The sequence below is a fragment of the Leifsonia sp. NPDC077715 genome, from assembly GCF_040686855.1.
Lineage (GTDB): Bacteria > Actinomycetota > Actinomycetes > Actinomycetales > Microbacteriaceae > Leifsonia.
In genome coordinates this window covers 330,624-347,720 of sequence record NZ_JBFBOG010000002.1, presented here as the reverse complement: position 1 = coordinate 347,720, position 17,097 = coordinate 330,624, and the positions used below count along the sequence as shown (strand labels likewise).

Here is a 17,097-nt window from a genome sequence, read left to right as displayed (position 1 = left end):
TTTCTGCCCATTAGGAACCCGACCCTCATGACCCGAGAACTCGACGACCTCTCCGATGCGGAGCTGATCGAACGCGCCCGCGAGGGCGACTCCCCCGCCTACGGCATCCTCTGGAAGCGACATTGGAACGCGGGCCGCGCGATGGCTGCCTCCGTCACCGGCCGGTTCGAACCGGACGACCTGGCGTCCGAGGCGTTCGCGCGCATCCTGAAGTCGATCGAGAAAGGCAGCGGACCGCGCTCGGGCTTCCGGTCGTATCTGGCGACCACGGTGCGCAACGTCGCCATCGACTGGTCGCGACGCAAGGCGACTCCCAACATCGAAGACCCCGACATCGTCGAGGACTGGACCTACAGCGAGCTCACCGCCCTCGACCGGATCGAGCGCGACACCGTCGCCGAGGCCTTCTACACATTGCCTGAGAGCTGGCAGGAAGTGCTCTGGTACACCGTGGTCGAGGACATGCAGCCACGCGACGTCGCCCCCCTCCTCGGTCTCACCCCCAACGCCGTCTCCGCGCTCTCCGCACGCGCCCGCGAGGGCCTGCGGCAGGCGTGGATCACCGCGCACCTCGCCGAGGCCGACGGGAAAGACCCGGCGCACACGTGGACGGTCGCCAAGCTCGGCTCCTACGTTCGCGGGCGACTCTCCCGGACCGACCACCGCCGCGTCGCCGCCCATCTCGACACGTGCGATTCCTGCACCCAGGCGGCCGAGGAGGCCGACCACGTCGGTTCGCGCCTCGCGCTCGGCCTGCTTCCGCTGTTCTTGGGCGTCTCGGGCGCAGTGGGCTACAGCGCTTGGGCGTCCGGGCAGTCGAGCGGCGCGGTGGCCGCGACGCTTCCCACATATACGCTGGCCGGGCGGAGCGGGCGACTGCGCCACCTGCTCCAGTCGGCTGCGTCCGGCTCGTCCGTCGGGGTGACCACGGTCGCCGCCAGCGTCATCACCGCGGTCGCACTGACCGCGGCCGTTACCGGGTCGGCCGGTCCGGAGGTCCCGGCCGCGTCGGCCGAGAGCAGGCCGAAGCCCACCGACGCTCAGGATGCGGACGCTCTCTCGCAGCCCGCCCAGGACGCGCCGGACGCCGTCGCGCCGGACGCCGTCGCGCCGGTAGACGTGCCCGAGCCGTCACAGCACCCCGTACCGGCCGAGGGCACTGGCGCCTACGTCGGCCCGGCCCGGGCCGCTCCAGCGGTTCCGCCGACCGTCACCGCTCCGGGGACGGCTCCGAAAGTGTCACCGGAGACACCCGAGACGCCCCCGGGCTCACCGGAGATTCCCCCGAGCTCACCGGAAACACCCCCCGGCTCACCCGAAACACCCCCCGGCTCACCGGAAACGCCTCCGGGCTCACCGGAAACGCCCCCCGCTACACCGGAGACACCCCCCGGCTCACCCGAAACACCCCCGGCATCCACCCCGGCGGGCTGCGAAGCCGCCGTACGGTCGGTAACCGAGGACGACACGGTGTTCGCGTACCGCCTCGACGAGTCGGACGACGCGACCACCGCGATCGACTTCGTCCACGGGGTCACGGGGCGCTACGACCAGCCCCGCTCCGCACCGGGATGGTCGCTCAGCGACGGCGTGCTCCGCCCCGCCACCGATGTGTTCACGGTGCAGGTGTGGTTCCGTGCCGACAGCGGCGGCGGACGTCTTCTCGGCTTCAGCTCCGACGTCAGCGGCACATCGTGGGCCTACGACCGGCACGTGTTCCTCACCGATGACGGCCGGGTCGTCTTCGGTGTCTTTCCCGGCACCGTCCACACCATCAGCTCCGCAACGTCCTACACCGACGGAGCCTGGCACCAGGTGACGGCCACCCTGTCCGGCGATGGGATGGCACTCTTCGTCGACGGTCAGCAGGTCGCGGCGGATCCAACGGTGACGAGCGGCCACGCTTTCGCCGGCTACTGGCGCGTCGGCGCTGACAATCTCGCCAACTGGGGCGCCGAGACGCCGAACACGCGCGCCTTCCCCGGAACCCTCGCGTTCGCCGCCGTCTACCGCATCGCGCTGACGGCCGAGCAGATCCGCACCCAATGGGAGCTGTGCAGGTGAGCGAATCGCGTCATATCCGGAGGCGACCGACGTCTTAAGTACTGGAGAGCGCGTTCCGGGCTTCGTGTTCTCCCTGGGTGGCGCTCTCGGGGCGTCCCCCACCAGGAGCGGCCCGGTCCGTGCGTCGGGTGCCGGGCCCGGGCCGCTCCTCATGAACGATGCAGACCGAGAGGATGCCATGGGGTCCCCCGCCTGGAACCCGCGCGAGCGGGCAGCCGAACTCGTCAGCGCGAGCACTGACGGCTGGCGTGGTGAGCTGGTCACGCCGCTCATCCCGCGCGACCCGGCCTCGCCTCTCCGGTCGGCCCTCCTCAACGAGCGAGCCGACCGGCTGACAGAACTGCGCGACCTCGACTTCCGCGTCTACGACACCGTGCGCGTCGAGGAGGCCGGGCCCAGCGACAGCTATCGCATCATCGACCGGTTCAAGACTGCCCTGGAATTCGAGCACCCCGCCTGAGCACCCTCTGCCGGTTCAGCCCTCCCCCAGCGTCACCGTCGTCCTCTTCTCGGTCCCGTCCCGGACGTAGGTCACCTTCACGTCGTCGCCGGGCTTCCTCGTCAACTGGATGGCCGTCAGATCGTCGATGCTGCCGACGGGTCTGCCGTCCACCTCGGTGATGATGTCGCCCGGTCGGATCCCCGCTTGCGCCGTCGGGCCACCCGCGGTGACCGACTGCACGTAGAGGCCGCTCTGCTCCGACCCGCTCGATCCGGGCTGGATCGGCGTCACGCCGATCCCGAACGTCGGGTACGTCACCCTTCCAGTCTTGATGATCTGCTCGGCGATGGGTATGGCCACCGCCTCCGGCACCGCGAATCCGATCCCGACGCTGCCTCCGCCCGCGACACCCGTCGCGCCCGGCACCGTCGCGATCGCCGAATTAACACCGACCAGCCGCCCATCGCAGTCGACCAGCGCTCCGCCCGAATTGCCCGGGTTGATGGAGGCGTCGGTCTGGATGGCGTTCGCCAGCACGGCGTTCCTGTCGCCCTCCCCTTGCACCGGGACCGTCCTCCCCAGCGCGCTCACCACGCCGGTCGTCACCGTGCTCGAGAGTCCGAGGGGTGCGCCCAACGCCACAACCGGCTGACCCACCTGCAGCGACGACGAGTTCCCCTGCTGGATGACCGGCAACGACGACGCCTCGACCTTGACGACGGCGATGTCCGCGCGCGGGGAGCGGCCGACGAGCTTCGCCCGATGGGTCGATCCGTCGTTGAACAGCACCACGATCTCGGCGCCCTCCGCGGCCGGGGCGATGACGTGGTTGTTGGTCAGGATGTAACCGTCCGCCGTGATGATCTCTCCGCTGCCCGTGCCGCCCGAGCCGTCAGCCGCCGTCACCCCGATGGTGACGATCGTCGGCAGCACATCGCGAGCGACGCGCTCCGCGTCGCAGACCGACGGATTCTCGGGAGGAGCCGCCGGCGTGGTCGCTAGACCCCGGATCATCCCGACCGAGCGGAACGAGAGCCCTCCGAGGACACCGGCGCCGAGAAGGATGATCGCGCCGATGAGCGCGAGGAGGATGATGGCCCAGACGGGGAAACGGCCGGGCTGATGTGAACGCTCGTCGCCTGTAGGTGTCATATCGGCTGCCTCCTCACCCTCGTGCCGCTCATGCTGATCGCGCGCGGGTTCGATTGGCTAGACAGTTCTGCCGGAGGCTCCGGTTCGTACCCTTCGAGCTCTCTCATCCCTCTAGCCATCAGCACGGTGACGAGTCAAGCTGAACCTGTTTGCACGTCTTCAAGGCTGGGGAAGGGGTGAAGGCGGTGAGCGACGACAGAAGCATGCCGGACAACGGCGCGGCCGGTTGGGAATCCCTCCTGAGCCGGCCGGAGGTCGATCACGTCGTGGTCATCGAGGGGGTCGTACGGGTGCATTTGAAGTCAGGAGTGGAGCTCGAATGGCCACTGACCGGACCCGAGGGACCTCCATGAGCAACAGTGGAGAACTTGCCTAGTGCGCGAGACCGGGTGGTGGTGCAACATGGGCTCGTCGCGCCGGGGAGCTAGGGAATCTCCGGCCGGGAGGAAGACGATCATGGCCGACGAGAACGACTACATCCACCCACCGCACCCCCCACGTCTCCGCGAGCATGTCGGCCTGATCCGATGGAGTCGCGACGACCAGGGCGACTGGACCACCGAGACGGTCACCGGCCAGTTCGCCGGCGGCAACTCGCACCACTGGACGCTGCGCCTGTATTCGGGCATCGAGCTGGAGTACGACCTTCAGGTCTGGGTGCCGTATCAGCCCCACTTGTAGGAGCGCACGTCATTCGACCTCGAGGAACGGGGTGGAGGGTCTGCCCGGACGAAACCCGAAACGGCCGGACACCCTCCACCCCTATGAGAGAAGCCACTGCCCGTAGAAGCTTCCAGAATTAGAGACGAAGCATGACCCGGGAGCATGACGCGAAGTCGACACACGGACTGCCGGTTCGGTTCGACTCGCTGGTCGGACGGCGGGAAGAGGTCGCGCTGATCCGCCGCCTCCTGCAGTCGCCGACGCGACTGATCACGATCACGGGAGGCGCCGGGGTCGGCAAGAGCCGCCTGGCGGTCGCCGTGGCGGAGGGCCTGACCCGCTCCGTCTCGGGAGTCTGGCATGTGGATGTTCGCGAGAGCGGCACCGACGTGGCTACCGCCGTCGCCCATCGGATCAAGGTGCCGACAGAGGGCGATCCGCTCGGGGCGGTGGTCCGTGCGCTCCGCAAGGAAGACGCGCTCCTGCTCCTCGATGACGCCGACGAAGCGCTTCCCGCCATCTCGCCGTTCGTCGACTTGGTGCTCGCCGCGTGCCCCGGCGTGCGCTTCGTCGCCACGAGCCGCGAACCGCTCACGTCGACCGCGCAGACCGTCGTCACGCTCGACCCGTTCCGGTCCGAGGACCTGACGGCGACGAGCGACGCCGTCCGGCTGTTCGTCGACAGGGCCACCGCCGCGGACGCGCTGTTCAGTCTGGACGAGCGCACCCTCCCATCCGTACTCAGGATCTGCGCGTCGACCGGCGGTGTGCCGCTCGCGCTGGAACTCGCCGCAGCGCAGTTGCAGTTCATGGACGCGGAGACATTGGCCCACCGGATGGACGATCAGCTCGAGACACTGGCGTCGGCACACTCGCCCACCCGATCACTGCGGACCTCGGTCCAGGACAGCTGGAACCGGTGCTCGCACGCCGAACGTCGCGTGTGGAGCGACTTGGCCGTGCTCGCTGCCGGGTGGGACCTCGAACTCGGTGAGGCGATGGCGCTGCCGGGGGCCGGCGGCTCCCGCGAAGCTCGCGAAGCGCTCCGCCAGTTGATCCGCCGATCCGTGGTCCACCGCCGCCGCACCGAGGACGGCGTCCGGTACGAGCTGCTGCCGGCTCTGCGGGAGTTCGGGGCGGAGCACGCCGAGCACGCCGGGGAGGCGAGGCGCACCTTCGTCGCGGCCATGCTGACGCGGCTCCACGACGCGGAGGACAACTGGTTCTCGAGTCGGCAGCCGGCCATCACGCGTCGCCTGCGCGCTGACGTCCCCAACATCCGCCGCGCGGTCGCGACGGCGGCAGCCGATGGGTCCACCGACGACGCCATCGAACTGGCCTCGACGGCGAGTCGACAGGCGTGGTTGATCCACGGCAGCGCCGACGAGCTGACCACCTGGCTCGGAACGGCGCTCGACTCGGGAGAGCCGTCGGCGTACTGGGGCTCCGTTGGCCACGCCTGGCGCGCGTTCGTCTTCTCCGTGACGGAGAAGCCCGGTCTCGCCCGGGCCGAATTGCGTGCCGCAGCGGCAGCACGAGACCGCATCCCGGACGTGGACGGAGCCGTCTGGCGCGATTCGGCCGCGGCGGTCCTCAGTGCCGAGGAGGCCGCCGACACGGACGACGCGGATGCCGTCCTCATCCTGCAGGGGCTGATGGACGACCTCGGCGAGGAGGCGTACCGGTTCGGCCGCCTGAACTCGCCGCAACGACTGGCGGCACGCCTGCACGCTCTCGGGCGCTGGGAGGAGGGGGACGAGGTCGTTGCCGCGATTCTCGAGCGCGGTCTACTCGTCGGCGAGAGCTTCGAACGCTCGTTCGCGCTCACGGCGCGCGCCACTGCGAAGGCTGCCGCCGGCGACCTGGCGGCGACCGACCGGGATGCGCGCGACGCGCTCGTCCTCAAGCGCGGCCTGGACGACGGGGTGGGCGTCGCTCAGGCTTTGGAACTGCTGGCCGAGGTCGCCCGCGAGCGGGCGGAGCCGAAGCGCGGAGCCACGCTGCTCGGCGCAGCCTCGGCGCGGTGGCGCGAGGTCGGAGCGATCCGGATGAACTACCCGCCCTACTTCGTCGAGCTGGCCGGGACCGAGCGCGGGCTCCGGCACCGGCTAGGCGCGGAGTCGTTCGAGAAGGCCTACGCCTATGGCGCGGCGCTCAGCGAAGACGAGAGCATCGACTACGCCCTGCACGGCGTCGTCGAAGCGCACACGCGAGCGGGTGTTCCTGCGGCGATGGCAGCCTCGGCGCGCGCTTCGGTCCTCACCCCGCGGGAGTCGCAGGTCGCTTCGTATGTCTCCGACGGCGAGACCAACAAGGCGATCGCGCGGCAGCTGTTCGTATCCATCCGGACGGTCGAGACGCACGTTCAGAATGCTCTGGTGAAGCTGGGGCTGCGGTCGCGGACCGAGTTGGCGGTCTGGTACCGGGAGCAGTCGCGCTGAGACCGCTCACCGGGGAGATCAGGCGGCCAGGGCGTGCTCGGCCGGGCCGCCGGTCGTCTCGGCCAGGGCCTCGCGCAGGCCCTTTCGAGCGCGGGCGGCGAGGGCGGCCGCCGCGCCGTCCGTCATGCCCATCGCACGGGCGGCCTCCTGGAGGGAGCGGCCCTGCAGGGTGGTGAGGACCAGGATCCGCTGCCAGCGCTCCGGCAGGCTGCGGAACGGGCCCTCGCAGTCGCCGAGGTCCGCGACGTCGAACTCGTAGCTTCCTGCGATGGAGTCGTCGGTGATCGGCACCAGCTTCACGCGCGAGTCGCGTGCGCCCCAGGTGGCGGCGACGTTGCGGATCGCGGTCCGCAGGTACTCGGCGAAGCCCTGTCGCGGACCGTTGCCGTTGCGCAGGGAGGTCAGCACCTTGGCGAACGCCTCCTGCACGATGTCCTCCGCGTCGTAGCGGCCGGTGACGGTCCGGGCGACGTGGTGCGCCCATCCCTGGTAGCGGCTCCAGAGCTCGCCGAAGACCGAAGACTCGCCGGCGCGGACGCGGTCCAGCAGGTGCAGGTCGGTGGGGCGGGCGGCGGTGGCGGTCATCACTGTCTCCTCGGTCGTGTGGCCCGGACCGGGAGCTCCCCGATCCGGTGACCACAGACTCCGTCGGGTGGTCATCGGACCGGATCGGGAGGACTACGGAGCCGCTACCGAGACCGCCTCAGCCGAGAAGTCGGGAAGCCGGACGCCACCTGCGAGCAGCGCGTCGAGCGCTGCGACGGTGCGCTCGGTGGCGTGCCCGTCGCCGAACGGGCTGGCGACCTGCGCCATGGCGGCGTGCCTGACGGGGTCGTCGAGCAGCACGGCGGCCTCCTCGACGATGGTCTCGACGTTCGTGCCGACGAGCCGCGATATGCCGGCGAGCACGGCCTCCGGCCGCTCGGTCGTCTCGCGCAGCACGAGCACCGGCGTGGCGAGCGCAGGAGCCAGCTCCTGCACGCCCCCCGAGTCGGTGAGCACCAGGGTGGCGCGATCGAGGAGGTGCACCATGTCGGTGAACGCCACCGGCTCGGTGACCAGGATGTTGGGTGCGGTGCCCAGCGCGGCCAGCAGGTGCGTGCGCACCGCGGGGTCCGGGTGAACCGGGACGACGAAGTCGTGACCGGGGAACCGGCCGGCGAGCACGCGGACGGCCGCGCCGATGCGCTCCATGGGCGCCACGTGGTTCTCGCGCCGGTGGGCGGTCACCAGCACCATCGGACGCTCACCGTCGGCGACCTCGGCGACGCGCGCGTCCTCGAACTCCGGCTCGCGCCCGAGCATCAGGTGCAGGGCGTCGATCACGGTGTTGCCGGTCACGGCGATGCGCTTCTCCGGCACACCCGAGGCGAGCAGATTACGCCGGGCGTAATCGGTGGGAGCAAGGTGGAGACTCGCGATCTGTCCGACGATGCGGCGGTTGGGCTCCTCCGGGAACGGGTCGAACAGGTCGCCGCCGCGCAGGCCGGCCTCGAGGTGCACGACCGGGATCTTGCGCTCGAACGCGGCGATGGCGGCGGCCATGGCCGAGGTGGTGTCGCCCTGGACGAGGACGGCGTCCGGCGTCTCGCTGTCGAACAGCGGCTGCAGACCGGTCATGGTGCGCACCGTGATGTCGTGCAGGGTCTGGTTGGGCGACATGATCGCGAGGTCGTGGGCGGCCTCCACCTCGAACACGGTGTTCACCTGGTCCAGGATGCTGCGGTGCTGGCCGGTCAGCACGACGATGGGGCGGAACAGCGGCGACTCGTGCAGCGCCCGCACGACGGGCGCCATCTTGATCGCTTCGGGTCGGGTGCCGTAGACGAGCATCACCGTGATCATCAGGGTCTCCTCCTGAAGGGGAGTTCGGGTGCCCCTTCATCTACAGAGACGTCGTGAGACCGTCGAACCTGACGCGATCGGGAGCGGGTAGCGTGGCGTCATGACCACGACCCTGAGCGTCGAGAACCAGCCCGACCAGTCCCGCTACGCCCTCCTGCAGGACGGCGAGGTGATCGGCGTGGCGGAGTACGACCTGCGTGACGACGCGATCGTCTTCACCCACACCGAGGTGGATCCGGAGAAGCGTGAGAAGGGGATGGCGTCGACCCTCGTACAGACGGCGCTCGACGACGTGCGGGAGAACTCGGACCGCCGCGTGATCGCCTCGTGCCCCTACGTGCGCAGCTGGCTCAGCGAGCATCCCGACTACGCGGACCTGCAGACGCGCTAGCGCGTCCGTCCTCACTGGGGTCGCGTCCCTCGACCCGCTGGCCGTGCCCGGCGCGTCCGAGGTCGATCGTGATCTTGCCGCCCTGCCAGCCGTCCTCGCCGCGGTCGCCGGGGAGCGGCGCGGGCGCGGGCAGCAGGGTCTGGCGGTCCATCTCCTGCTGCGCTTCGTGGCGGGTGGGCGCGAAGATCTCGTCGAACGACCCGCCGATGGCGCCGCTCATCGTCCCGGAGCCACGGCGCGACTTGTTCGACAGGTCGATCCAGCCCAGCTTCGCGGCGACGACGATCACGGCGACGAACGCCACGACGATCCCCACGACCCACCAATTCACGGCATCAAGGGTACCGGAGCGCCTGTGGGCTTCCTGAGCGACGACGGCGAGTGAGGCCCCTCAGACCGCGAACTGGTGGTTGATCGCCTCGGCGGAGTAGAGCGCGTCCGTGACGATGCGGGCCATGCCGATGAGGCCGGCATCCGCACCGAGCGCGCCCAGCCGGATGTCAAGGTTGCGGGTCGCCCGTGGGAGGGAACGGGGGTACAGCGTCTCGCGCAGGCCGCCGAGGAGTTCGCTCGACGCCAGGTCGCCGCTGACGATCAGGAGGCCCGGGTTGATCATCGAGACGACCGTGGCCATCACCTCGCCGATGCGCCGCCCGGCCTCGTGCGTCAGGGCCAGCGCCTCGACGTTGCCCGCGCGCAGCAGCCGGCCCACATCGCGGCCGGAGGCGGCCGCAAACCCGCGCTCGCTCAGGGCCATCGCCACCGCGCGACCGCTCGCGACGGCGGCCAGGCAGCCGCGCGAACCGCACTGGCAGATGGCGTCCTCGCCCGCGAGCCGGATGTGGCCGATGTCGCCGGCGCCGCCGTCGATGCCGTGGTACACCGATCCGTTGATGACCAGACCGGATCCGATACCGGTGGAGACCTTCACGAGGCAGACGGCGTTGCTGTCCGGGAAGTTGGTGGACTGCTCTCCGAACGCCATCGCGTCGGCGTCGTTCTCGACGAAGGTCGGCACCGGGAGGGCGTCACTGAGGTGATCGGCGATGGGGTAGCCGTCCCAGCCCGGCATGATGGGCGGCTGCGCCGGACGACGCGTCTTCGGGTCGACCGGGCCGGGCACCGAGATACCGGACCCGACGACCCTCCTGTCACCCGCGTGCGCGTCGATCAGCTGCCGGATGGAGGCCGCCAGCGCATCGAGAACCGCCTTCGGGCCGTCGCCGATGGCGACGTCCAGGGTGTCGGTCGCGAGCACCCGCCCTGCGAGGTCCGTGAGGGCCGTCCGCGAGTGAGCGGTGTCCACAGCCGCGACGGCGAGCAGGGACCGCTCCGAGTGGAAGGCCAGCCGATCCGGCCGACGCCCACCCGTCGCCCCGCCTCCGCCCGCCACCTCGGTGACGAGGCCGGCATCCATCAGGGCGTCGACCCGCTGGGCCACGGTCACGCGGGAGAGCCCGGTCACCTGCTGGATGTCGCGACGCGTCGTGGCCTGGGAACGGCGGATCAGCTGCAGCACATCTCCCGGGCCAGAGCTCATCGGCCGCCTTTCCTCCGGGGGGACCCACCTACGCTTCCCCATCGTACGAGGTCCGCTCGCGTTGTCGGTCACCCCTTGTCAGCCCCGCTCGTCAGGCCCTCGGTGAGCGAGCGCTCGGCGAGGCCGTAGAGGATGATGATCGGCACCGTCAGCAGCACCGAGCCCGCCATCAGCACGGTCTTCGACACCTCGATGCCGTTCGACAGCTGCGACAGACCGAGCGAGACCGTCCAGAGGTCGCGGTCGGCGGCGAGGAACAGCAAGGCGAACAGGAACTCGTTCCAGGCGATCATGAAGACATACAGGCCGGTCGACACGATGGACGGCATGGCCAGCGGCACGGTGATCTTCCACAGGATGCGGAGCCGTCCGGCGCCGTCCATCATCGCGGCCTCTTCCACGCTCTCCGGGATCGACCGCATGTAGGAGCGCAGCATGTGGATCGAGACCGGGATCGTCTGCGCGATGTAGACGAGGACCAGCGTGGCGAGCGATTCCCGGATGCCCAGGGCCGAGAAGCCGACGAACAGCGGGATCGCGATGATGATGGTCGGGAAGAGGTAGACCGCCAGGAACAGGGCGCTGATCTGCCTCCGGCCGAAGAACTTCAGCCGGGACACCGCGTACGAGCCGGGGACCGAGACGATGAGCGTGATGATCACCGCGGCGATGGCCACGAGCGCCGAGTTGAGCATGAACTGCGCGAAGCCCTGGCCGCCGTCCTCCTCCGGCTTCAGCACCTGGGCGTACGTCTCGAGCGTGAAGTTCTGGATCGGGATCCAGAGCCGCTCGGGATGCAGCAGCACCTGCTCGATCGGCACGAAGCTGAGCTCGAGCATGTAATAGAAGGGGAAGACGGTCGCCACGAGGAGGACCGCGATGAGGACCCAGCGGAGCGTTCCGAACGTCCGCTTCTGCACGAGGATCCGGCTCATTCGTCGTCACCCTTTCCGGCGAAGAACTTCACATAGACGAACAGGAACACACCGAGGATGGCCGACAGGACGAACGCGTTCGCCGCGGCGCCTCCGATGTCAAAGCTGCCGACGAGGGTGTCGTAGACGCGTACCGCGGAGACCTCGGTGCCCGCGGCGCCGCCGGTCAGCAGGTAGACGTCGTCGAACTTGTTGAAAGTCATGATGAGTCGCAGCACCGAGAGCAGGGAGATCACCGGCAGCAGCTGGGGGAAGACGATGTGCCGGAAGTTCTGCCACGGCGTGACGCCGTCGACGAGCGCAGCCTCCTCCACGTCCCGTGGCAGCGCGACGAGGCGGGCGGTGATGAACAGGAAGGCGAACGGGAAGTAGCGCCAGATCTCGAACACGATGACCGTGATGAGCGCGTAGGGCGCCTTGCCCAGGAAGTCGATGGGGTGGCCCCACCCGAACCACTCCTTGCCGAGGGTGTTCACGATGCCGAACTGGGAGTTCAGCATGATCTGCCACACGAACGTCACGGCCACGACCGGCGCGACGTACGGCAGGAGCATCAGCGAACGCGCCACGCCCCGTCCCCGGAACGGCGCCCGGAACGCGAGTGCGGCCAGCAGCCCGACGACGATGGAGCCGGCGGTCGAGAACACCGAGTAGACGATCGTCGTCCACAGCGACGTCCAGAAACCCGGATCGGTGAAGACGTCGACGAAGTTCTGAAGGGTGAACGAGTTGAGCAGGCCGTTCTCGGCGATGCTCGTGAAGTCGGTGTCCTGGAACGCGAGGACCAGGTTCCAGATCACCGGGACGATCACGATCGCCAGGATGATGATCGTGGTCGGGAGGACCATCGAGAGGCCGGCGCGGTTGTCCCGGCTGGCCAGCGTCCCCCGGCGCAGGCGACCCCGCGAGGGGGCCGCCTGCGTCGGCGTCGGCGTCGGAGGTGTCGCGAGTTGCGTCATGGAGTCACTTCTTCAGCTTGGCCTGCAGCTGCTCGACGGCGGCGTTCGCGGCCTGCGCCGCCTCGTTCGCGCTGGTTCCGGAGCCGAGGCTCGCCACGGCCTTCGAGATCGGGAGCTGCGTGTTGACCGGTCCGAGGAGCGCGCCCTGGCCCTGCGGGATCGCCCAGCGGTCGATCTCGGTGGGGACCTTCAGCAGCGCGTCGATGGTCGCGGCGTCGTAGATGTCGGACAGCTTCTTCTTGGTGTCCACCCCGGTCTCGAGGTTCTTCCAGCCGTCGCTGTACTCGGTCGGGTTCGCCGAGGTGCCGGTGCGCAGCGGGAACTTGCCTTCCGGAGCCATCCCGAGCCACTTGAGGTAGCCGTCCGACAGCATGTACTCGATGAACTTCTCGGAGGCGGAGGCGTTCGCCTTCTTGGTGACCAGCCACGAGGTGGCCTCGCCGTAGGTGGCGCCCTTCGTGCCGTCCGGGCCCTGGATGGACGTCACGATGCCGCTGTTCTTCGCGAGCCACGTCGGGTCGGAGGCGCACTCCGCGCAGGTGGGGAGCGCGTCGTTCCGCAGGCCGCCCAGTTCGTCGAGCAGGTACGTGGACCAGTCGACCATGGCCGCCTGACCGGCGAAGTAGGTCGCGCGGGTGGTGTCAACGGTCTGCGCGCCCTGAGGCGAGTACTTCTGAGCGAGCGAGCCGTAGAGGTCCCACGTCGTCTTGCATGCGCTGGAGTCGAGACCGACCTTCCCGCTCTTGTCGACGAGCTGGCAGTCGTTACCGAGCGCGAGCGATTCGAAGGTCTGCGAGGTGAAGACGTCGGCGGGATCCGTCGCCAGGGTGATGCCGTAGTCGCTGCCGGAGGTCAGCGTCTTGGCCGCCTTCTCGAGGTCGGCGTACGTCGTGGGCGGCTTGAGGCCGGCCTTCTCGAACAGGTCTTTCCGGTAGACGAGGATCTGCGCGTACGCCGAGTCCGGCACCGCGAGCTGGCGGTCGCCGTCCTTGTCGAGGGCGAGCGCGGACTCGACGAACGTCTTCTCACCGAGCGCCTTGACGACGTTGGCGGCGGCGTCCGGGTGCAGGAGCTTCTGGGAGTCGAGCTGGCGGACGAGCGAGAGCGGGATGGCGCCCATCACATCCGGGAGCTTGCCGGAGATCGCCGCGGAGGCCACGAGCTGCGGGAGCTGGTTCTCGTCGACGGGGACGAGCTTGACCTTGATGCCGGTCTTCGTGGTGAACCCGTCGATGATCGCCTTCGTCGTGTTCACGCGATCGGGCTGGTTCTCCTCGGACCAGACCGTGATGGTCTTGCCCTTGTCGTCTCCGCCGTTGTCGGAGTTGCCGGAGCATCCGGCGAGGGTGGCCGCGCCGGCGACCAGCAGCGTCGCTCCGGCGACGATCTTCGTGATGCGCGACGTCATCATCGCGTCTCCTCTCTGGGGGGTGGGGGTGTTTGGAGCGTAGCCCGACTTCTGCATAATGTCTATACACAAGTGGCCTAACCACGATGCTAATGTAGTCGCCATCACGAAACCAAGGACGCTCGCATGAACAGACTTCTCCGCTTCGCCGCTCCCCATGCCGTGGAGGTGATCGACGTTCCGCGTGCCGAGCTCGCCCCGGGCCAGGTCCGGGTTCGAACGCTGTATTCCGGCATCTCCGCGGGTACCGAGCTGACCGCGTACCGAGGCACCAATCCCTATCTCACGTCGCAGTGGGACCCGGAGATCCGCCTCTTCCGCGGCGGGGCGGATAGCGGTCAACTCGCGTACCCGCTCGACGGCTGGGGCTACTCCGAAGTGGGCGAAGTCGTCGAGATCGCGGAGCCCGAGGGCGGCCTCCCGGCCGACGCGCCTCGCGTCGGCGACCGCGTGTGGGGCATCTGGGGTCACCGGGCCGAGGGCGTCCTGACCGTCGAGGCGCTGCGGGGCCACGTGCTCCCGGACGGCCTCGATCCGCTGGCGGCCGCGTTCGTCCGGGTCGGCGCCATCGCCCTGAACGGCGTGCTCGCCGCCGACCTCGGTGTCGGCTCCACGGTCGTGATCTTCGGACAGGGTGTCATCGGCCTCCTGGCGACCCGGTTCGCCGTGCTGAACGGCGCGACCGTCTTCGCCGTCGACGGCATCCCCGCCCGTCGCGAGGCGGCCCTCCGCTGGGGCGCGACGCACGCGCTTGCCCCGGACGCCGAGCTCGCGCTGACGCTCCGCGAGCTCACCGGCGGCGCGGGCGCCGACGCCGCGATCGAGCTCAGCGGCAATTACCATGCGCTTCACTCGGCAGTCCGCGCCGTGGGAGCGGACGGCACGGTCGTCGCCTCCGGCTTCTACCAGGGTGAGGCGACGCCGCTGCACCTCGGCGAAGAGTTCCACCACAACCGGGTCCAGCTGCTGGCCTCGCAGATCGGGTCGGCGCCGAACCGCCTCCGTGCGCGCTGGGACGTGCCGCGTCTCCAGCGGACCGTCGTCGACGCCCTCGCCGACGGGCGCGTCGACGCCGCATCCCTCGTCACGCACCGCTACCGACTCGACGACGCCGCGGAGGCCTACCGCCTCCTCGACACCGACCCGTCGGCCGCCCTCCAGGTGGTGCTGGAGTTCTGATGAACGCGATCACCGTCCAGGAGCAGCATCTGCCCGGCGACAGCCTCGAGAGCAAGTTCGAGACCGCGCTCGCGTGGGGATTCGACGGCATCGAATTGCGCAGCCGCGGCGACTTCCACTTCGCCGGCCGTCTGCCCGAGCTCAAGCGCGCCGCTGCCGCGGGAGTGGTCATGCCGACCACCTGCGTCGAGATGTCGCACTTCATCGGCGCCTTCGACCGCGACCTGCGGGAGGACGCCATCGCACAGCTCTCCTCGCAGCTCACCGTCATGGCCGAGATCGGCGGCGTCGGCGTGATGACACCGGGGTCGTACGGAATGTTCTCCCGTCGCCTTCCACCTTTCGAGCCGCCGCGCACGCCGGAGGAGGATCACGACATCCTCGTGGACGCGCTGGGCCGGCTCGGCGAGCACGCCGAGCGCGAGGGCGTCGAGCTGTTCCTGGAACCGCTCAACCGCTACGAGGACTACCTCGTCAACACGCTGGCGGGGGCCGCCGCGCTGATCCGGGAGGTCGGCTCGCCGGCCGTGCGGATCGTCGCCGACACCTACCACATGAACATCGAGGAGGCCGATCCGGCGGCCGCGCTGCTGGAGGTCGCGCCGTATATCGGTCACCTTCAGGCCAGCGACTCCAACCGGCTGGAACCGGGCGCGGGCCACGTGGACTGGGCACTGTTCGGCGCAACGGTGCAGGCGATCGGCTACGACCGCTCGATCGCGCTCGAGAGCCGGCTCTCGGGCGACGCCGCCACCGTGCTTCCGGCGGTGCCCCCGATGCTGCGGCGGTACCTGTGAACGCCCTGGCTCCGGCCGCCTCGCGCATCCTCTTCGGCAACTGGCGGGGTTCGTACACGGTTCCGGCCGGTGGCCTCTACCCCCACCAGTGGAGCTGGGACTCGGCCTTCATCGCGATCGGCCTCCGCCACCTCTCACCGCGGCGAGCGCAGCAGGAGCTCGACACCATTCTGAGCGCGCAGTGGGACGACGGCCGGCTTCCGCAGATCGTCTTCCACTCCGGCCGCGACGACGGCTACTCCCCGGGCGTGAGCTTCTGGAACAGCAGCAGCATCCCCGGTTCGCCGCCCGTCCAGACGTCCGGACTCGTCCAGCCGCCGAACCACGCCATCGCCGTTCTGATGGTGCACGAGTCGGATCCACGCGAGTCCCGTCGCCGGCGCTTCCTGGAACGGGCCTACCCGCGACTGGTGCTGTGGCACCGGTACCTGCGCGAGCGACGCGGAACCGGCTCGGGCCTGGCCCGCGTCGTGCACCCCTGGGAGAGCGGGATGGACAACTCGCCGTACTGGGACGCGTGCCTGCGCGGCATGACCCAGACCTACGAGGGCGACATCCCCCGACCCGACCTGCTGCACGCCGAGGCCGAGCACCGCCCCTCCAACGGCGAGTACGGCAAGTACCTCTACCTGGCCGCCCGCTACCGGGATCACCACTGCGACGACGCGGACGCCGACTTCCCGTTCCAGTTCGAGGATCCTGCCTTCAATGCGCTGTGGGCCAGGTCGGAGCTCTCGCTCGCGGCGATCGCCGAGCTCATCGGCGCCGACCCCGAACCGCACCGGGCGGAGGCTCGCCGCATCGGCGCGTCCCTCGGGGAGCTGTGGGCCGCCGAGCTGCGCTGCTATGTGGCACGGGATGTGCGCACCGGCGAACTCCAGCCGTACCGGACGGTCTCGGGGCTGACCCCGCTGCTCCTCCCCCACCTGCCGCACACCGACGAACTGCTCGACCTCCTGCGCGGGCCGCACTTCCGGCTCGGCGAGGTCGCCATGGTGCCGAGTCACGATCTCACCGCGCCCACCTTCGACTCGGCGCGCTACTGGCGCGGGCCGTCGTGGTTCAACACGGCATGGCTGATCGCCGAGGCGCTGTACGAGCGCGGCTGCACGGCCGAGGCGGAACAGCTCTCGCGGAACATGGACGACGGCGCGCTCGACCACGACTTCCCCGAGTACCTGGACCCGTACTCGTCCGCGCCACGCGGCACGCGCCGCTTCAGTTGGACGGCCGCGCTCGCCCTCGACCTCTCCCAGAAGATCGGAGCCTCCCGGTGACCAC

The 17,097-nt window shown here is 69.6% G+C and carries 16 protein-coding genes; 8 read left to right on the top strand and 8 right to left on the bottom strand.

Annotated features, from left to right (window positions below):
- Positions 1-27 precede the first annotated feature (27 nt).
- On the top strand, positions 28-2,064 hold the full coding sequence (locus AB0P25_RS08635; protein ID WP_363806662.1) for a sigma-70 family RNA polymerase sigma factor: 2,037 nt from the start codon (positions 28-30) through the stop codon (positions 2,062-2,064).
- A gap of 178 nt (positions 2,065-2,242) precedes the next feature.
- Positions 2,243-2,524 (top strand): hypothetical protein, encoded by a 282-nt coding sequence (locus tag AB0P25_RS08630; RefSeq protein ID WP_363806660.1) that lies wholly within the window; start codon positions 2,243-2,245, stop codon positions 2,522-2,524.
- Between the two features lie 15 nt (positions 2,525-2,539).
- Here AB0P25_RS08630 and AB0P25_RS08625 read toward each other — a convergent pair whose 3' ends face one another.
- The gene (locus AB0P25_RS08625; protein ID WP_363806659.1) at positions 2,540-3,658 is read right to left on the bottom strand and encodes a trypsin-like peptidase domain-containing protein; all 1,119 of its coding nucleotides are present in this window, start codon (positions 3,656-3,658) and stop codon (positions 2,540-2,542) included.
- Between the two features lie 456 nt (positions 3,659-4,114).
- Between AB0P25_RS08625 and AB0P25_RS08620 the strand changes: the two genes are divergently transcribed.
- Together AB0P25_RS08620 and AB0P25_RS08615 are read left to right on the top strand one after the other, a co-directional pair.
- Positions 4,115-4,339, top strand: a complete 225-nt coding sequence (locus AB0P25_RS08620; protein WP_363806657.1) for a hypothetical protein — start codon at positions 4,115-4,117, stop codon at positions 4,337-4,339.
- A gap of 131 nt (positions 4,340-4,470) precedes the next feature.
- A complete protein-coding gene (locus AB0P25_RS08615) occupies positions 4,471-6,762 on the top strand; it encodes a LuxR C-terminal-related transcriptional regulator (RefSeq protein WP_363806655.1) in 2,292 nt (763 codons plus the stop codon).
- 18 nt (positions 6,763-6,780) lie between these two features.
- On the opposite strand, the gene AB0P25_RS08610 is transcribed toward AB0P25_RS08615, so the two are convergent.
- Both AB0P25_RS08610 and wecB read right to left on the bottom strand, forming a co-directional pair.
- Complete coding sequence (locus tag AB0P25_RS08610; RefSeq protein WP_363806653.1) at positions 6,781-7,347, bottom strand: sigma-70 family RNA polymerase sigma factor; 567 nt, start codon at positions 7,345-7,347, stop codon at positions 6,781-6,783.
- 93 nt (positions 7,348-7,440) lie between these two features.
- A complete protein-coding gene (wecB, locus tag AB0P25_RS08605) occupies positions 7,441-8,607 on the bottom strand; it encodes a UDP-N-acetylglucosamine 2-epimerase (non-hydrolyzing) (protein ID WP_363806651.1) in 1,167 nt (388 codons plus the stop codon).
- A 100-nt stretch (positions 8,608-8,707) separates the two neighbouring features.
- Between wecB and AB0P25_RS08600 the strand changes: the two genes are divergently transcribed.
- Complete coding sequence (locus AB0P25_RS08600; protein ID WP_363806648.1) at positions 8,708-8,998, top strand: GNAT family N-acetyltransferase; 291 nt, start codon at positions 8,708-8,710, stop codon at positions 8,996-8,998.
- Here AB0P25_RS08600 and AB0P25_RS08595 read toward each other — a convergent pair.
- The 5 genes from AB0P25_RS08595 to AB0P25_RS08575 all read right to left on the bottom strand — a co-directional run bounded on the left by AB0P25_RS08595 (position 8,958) and on the right by AB0P25_RS08575 (position 13,840).
- Complete coding sequence (locus AB0P25_RS08595; RefSeq protein ID WP_363806646.1) at positions 8,958-9,329, bottom strand: hypothetical protein; 372 nt, start codon at positions 9,327-9,329, stop codon at positions 8,958-8,960. The two genes, AB0P25_RS08600 and AB0P25_RS08595, sit on opposite strands and share 41 nt — an antisense overlap.
- Before the next feature lie 60 nt (positions 9,330-9,389).
- Positions 9,390-10,538: an ROK family transcriptional regulator gene (locus AB0P25_RS08590; RefSeq protein ID WP_363806645.1), complete on the bottom strand. Its 1,149-nt coding sequence runs from the start codon at positions 10,536-10,538 to the stop codon at positions 9,390-9,392.
- 68 nt (positions 10,539-10,606) lie between these two features.
- Positions 10,607-11,473, bottom strand: a complete 867-nt coding sequence (locus AB0P25_RS08585; RefSeq protein WP_363806642.1) for a carbohydrate ABC transporter permease — start codon at positions 11,471-11,473, stop codon at positions 10,607-10,609.
- Positions 11,470-12,432, bottom strand: a complete 963-nt coding sequence (locus AB0P25_RS08580) for a sugar ABC transporter permease (RefSeq protein WP_363806641.1) — start codon at positions 12,430-12,432, stop codon at positions 11,470-11,472. Before AB0P25_RS08580 ends, AB0P25_RS08585 begins: the two co-directional genes overlap by 4 nt.
- Positions 12,433-12,436: 4 nt before the next feature.
- Complete coding sequence (locus AB0P25_RS08575) at positions 12,437-13,840, bottom strand: extracellular solute-binding protein (protein ID WP_363806638.1); 1,404 nt, start codon at positions 13,838-13,840, stop codon at positions 12,437-12,439.
- A gap of 126 nt (positions 13,841-13,966) precedes the next feature.
- Here AB0P25_RS08575 and AB0P25_RS08570 point away from each other — a divergent pair, with 126 nt between their 5' ends.
- From AB0P25_RS08570 to AB0P25_RS08560, 3 genes are read left to right on the top strand one after another with little or no spacing between them, the layout of a single operon-like run.
- Positions 13,967-15,019 carry a zinc-binding alcohol dehydrogenase gene (locus AB0P25_RS08570; protein ID WP_363806636.1) on the top strand — a complete coding sequence of 351 codons (1,053 nt, stop codon included), beginning with the start codon at positions 13,967-13,969 and terminating at the stop codon, positions 15,017-15,019.
- Positions 15,019-15,816, top strand: a complete 798-nt coding sequence (locus AB0P25_RS08565) for a sugar phosphate isomerase/epimerase family protein (RefSeq protein ID WP_363806635.1) — start codon at positions 15,019-15,021, stop codon at positions 15,814-15,816. Before AB0P25_RS08570 ends, AB0P25_RS08565 begins: the two co-directional genes overlap by 1 nt.
- A complete protein-coding gene (locus tag AB0P25_RS08560) occupies positions 15,813-17,093 on the top strand; it encodes a hypothetical protein (protein ID WP_363806632.1) in 1,281 nt (426 codons plus the stop codon). The genes AB0P25_RS08565 and AB0P25_RS08560 overlap by 4 nt, the downstream gene beginning before the upstream one ends.
- Positions 17,094-17,097 lie beyond the last annotated feature (4 nt).

Coding starts and splice junctions, on each gene's coding strand:
- AB0P25_RS08635 (WP_363806662.1), top strand. CDS start 28: ATGACCCGAGAACTCGACGACCTCTCCGATGCGGAGCTGATCGAACGC.
- AB0P25_RS08630 (WP_363806660.1), top strand. CDS start 2,243: ATGGGGTCCCCCGCCTGGAACCCGCGCGAGCGGGCAGCCGAACTCGTC.
- AB0P25_RS08625 (WP_363806659.1), bottom strand. CDS start 3,658: ATGACACCTACAGGCGACGAGCGTTCACATCAGCCCGGCCGTTTCCCC.
- AB0P25_RS08620 (WP_363806657.1), top strand. CDS start 4,115: ATGGCCGACGAGAACGACTACATCCACCCACCGCACCCCCCACGTCTC.
- AB0P25_RS08615 (WP_363806655.1), top strand. CDS start 4,471: ATGACCCGGGAGCATGACGCGAAGTCGACACACGGACTGCCGGTTCGG.
- AB0P25_RS08610 (WP_363806653.1), bottom strand. CDS start 7,347: ATGACCGCCACCGCCGCCCGCCCCACCGACCTGCACCTGCTGGACCGC.
- wecB (WP_363806651.1), bottom strand. CDS start 8,607: ATGATCACGGTGATGCTCGTCTACGGCACCCGACCCGAAGCGATCAAG.
- AB0P25_RS08600 (WP_363806648.1), top strand. CDS start 8,708: ATGACCACGACCCTGAGCGTCGAGAACCAGCCCGACCAGTCCCGCTAC.
- AB0P25_RS08590 (WP_363806645.1), bottom strand. CDS start 10,538: ATGAGCTCTGGCCCGGGAGATGTGCTGCAGCTGATCCGCCGTTCCCAG.
- AB0P25_RS08585 (WP_363806642.1), bottom strand. CDS start 11,473: ATGAGCCGGATCCTCGTGCAGAAGCGGACGTTCGGAACGCTCCGCTGG.
- AB0P25_RS08580 (WP_363806641.1), bottom strand. CDS start 12,432: ATGACGCAACTCGCGACACCTCCGACGCCGACGCCGACGCAGGCGGCC.
- AB0P25_RS08575 (WP_363806638.1), bottom strand. CDS start 13,840: ATGACGTCGCGCATCACGAAGATCGTCGCCGGAGCGACGCTGCTGGTC.
- AB0P25_RS08570 (WP_363806636.1), top strand. CDS start 13,967: ATGAACAGACTTCTCCGCTTCGCCGCTCCCCATGCCGTGGAGGTGATC.
- AB0P25_RS08565 (WP_363806635.1), top strand. CDS start 15,019: ATGAACGCGATCACCGTCCAGGAGCAGCATCTGCCCGGCGACAGCCTC.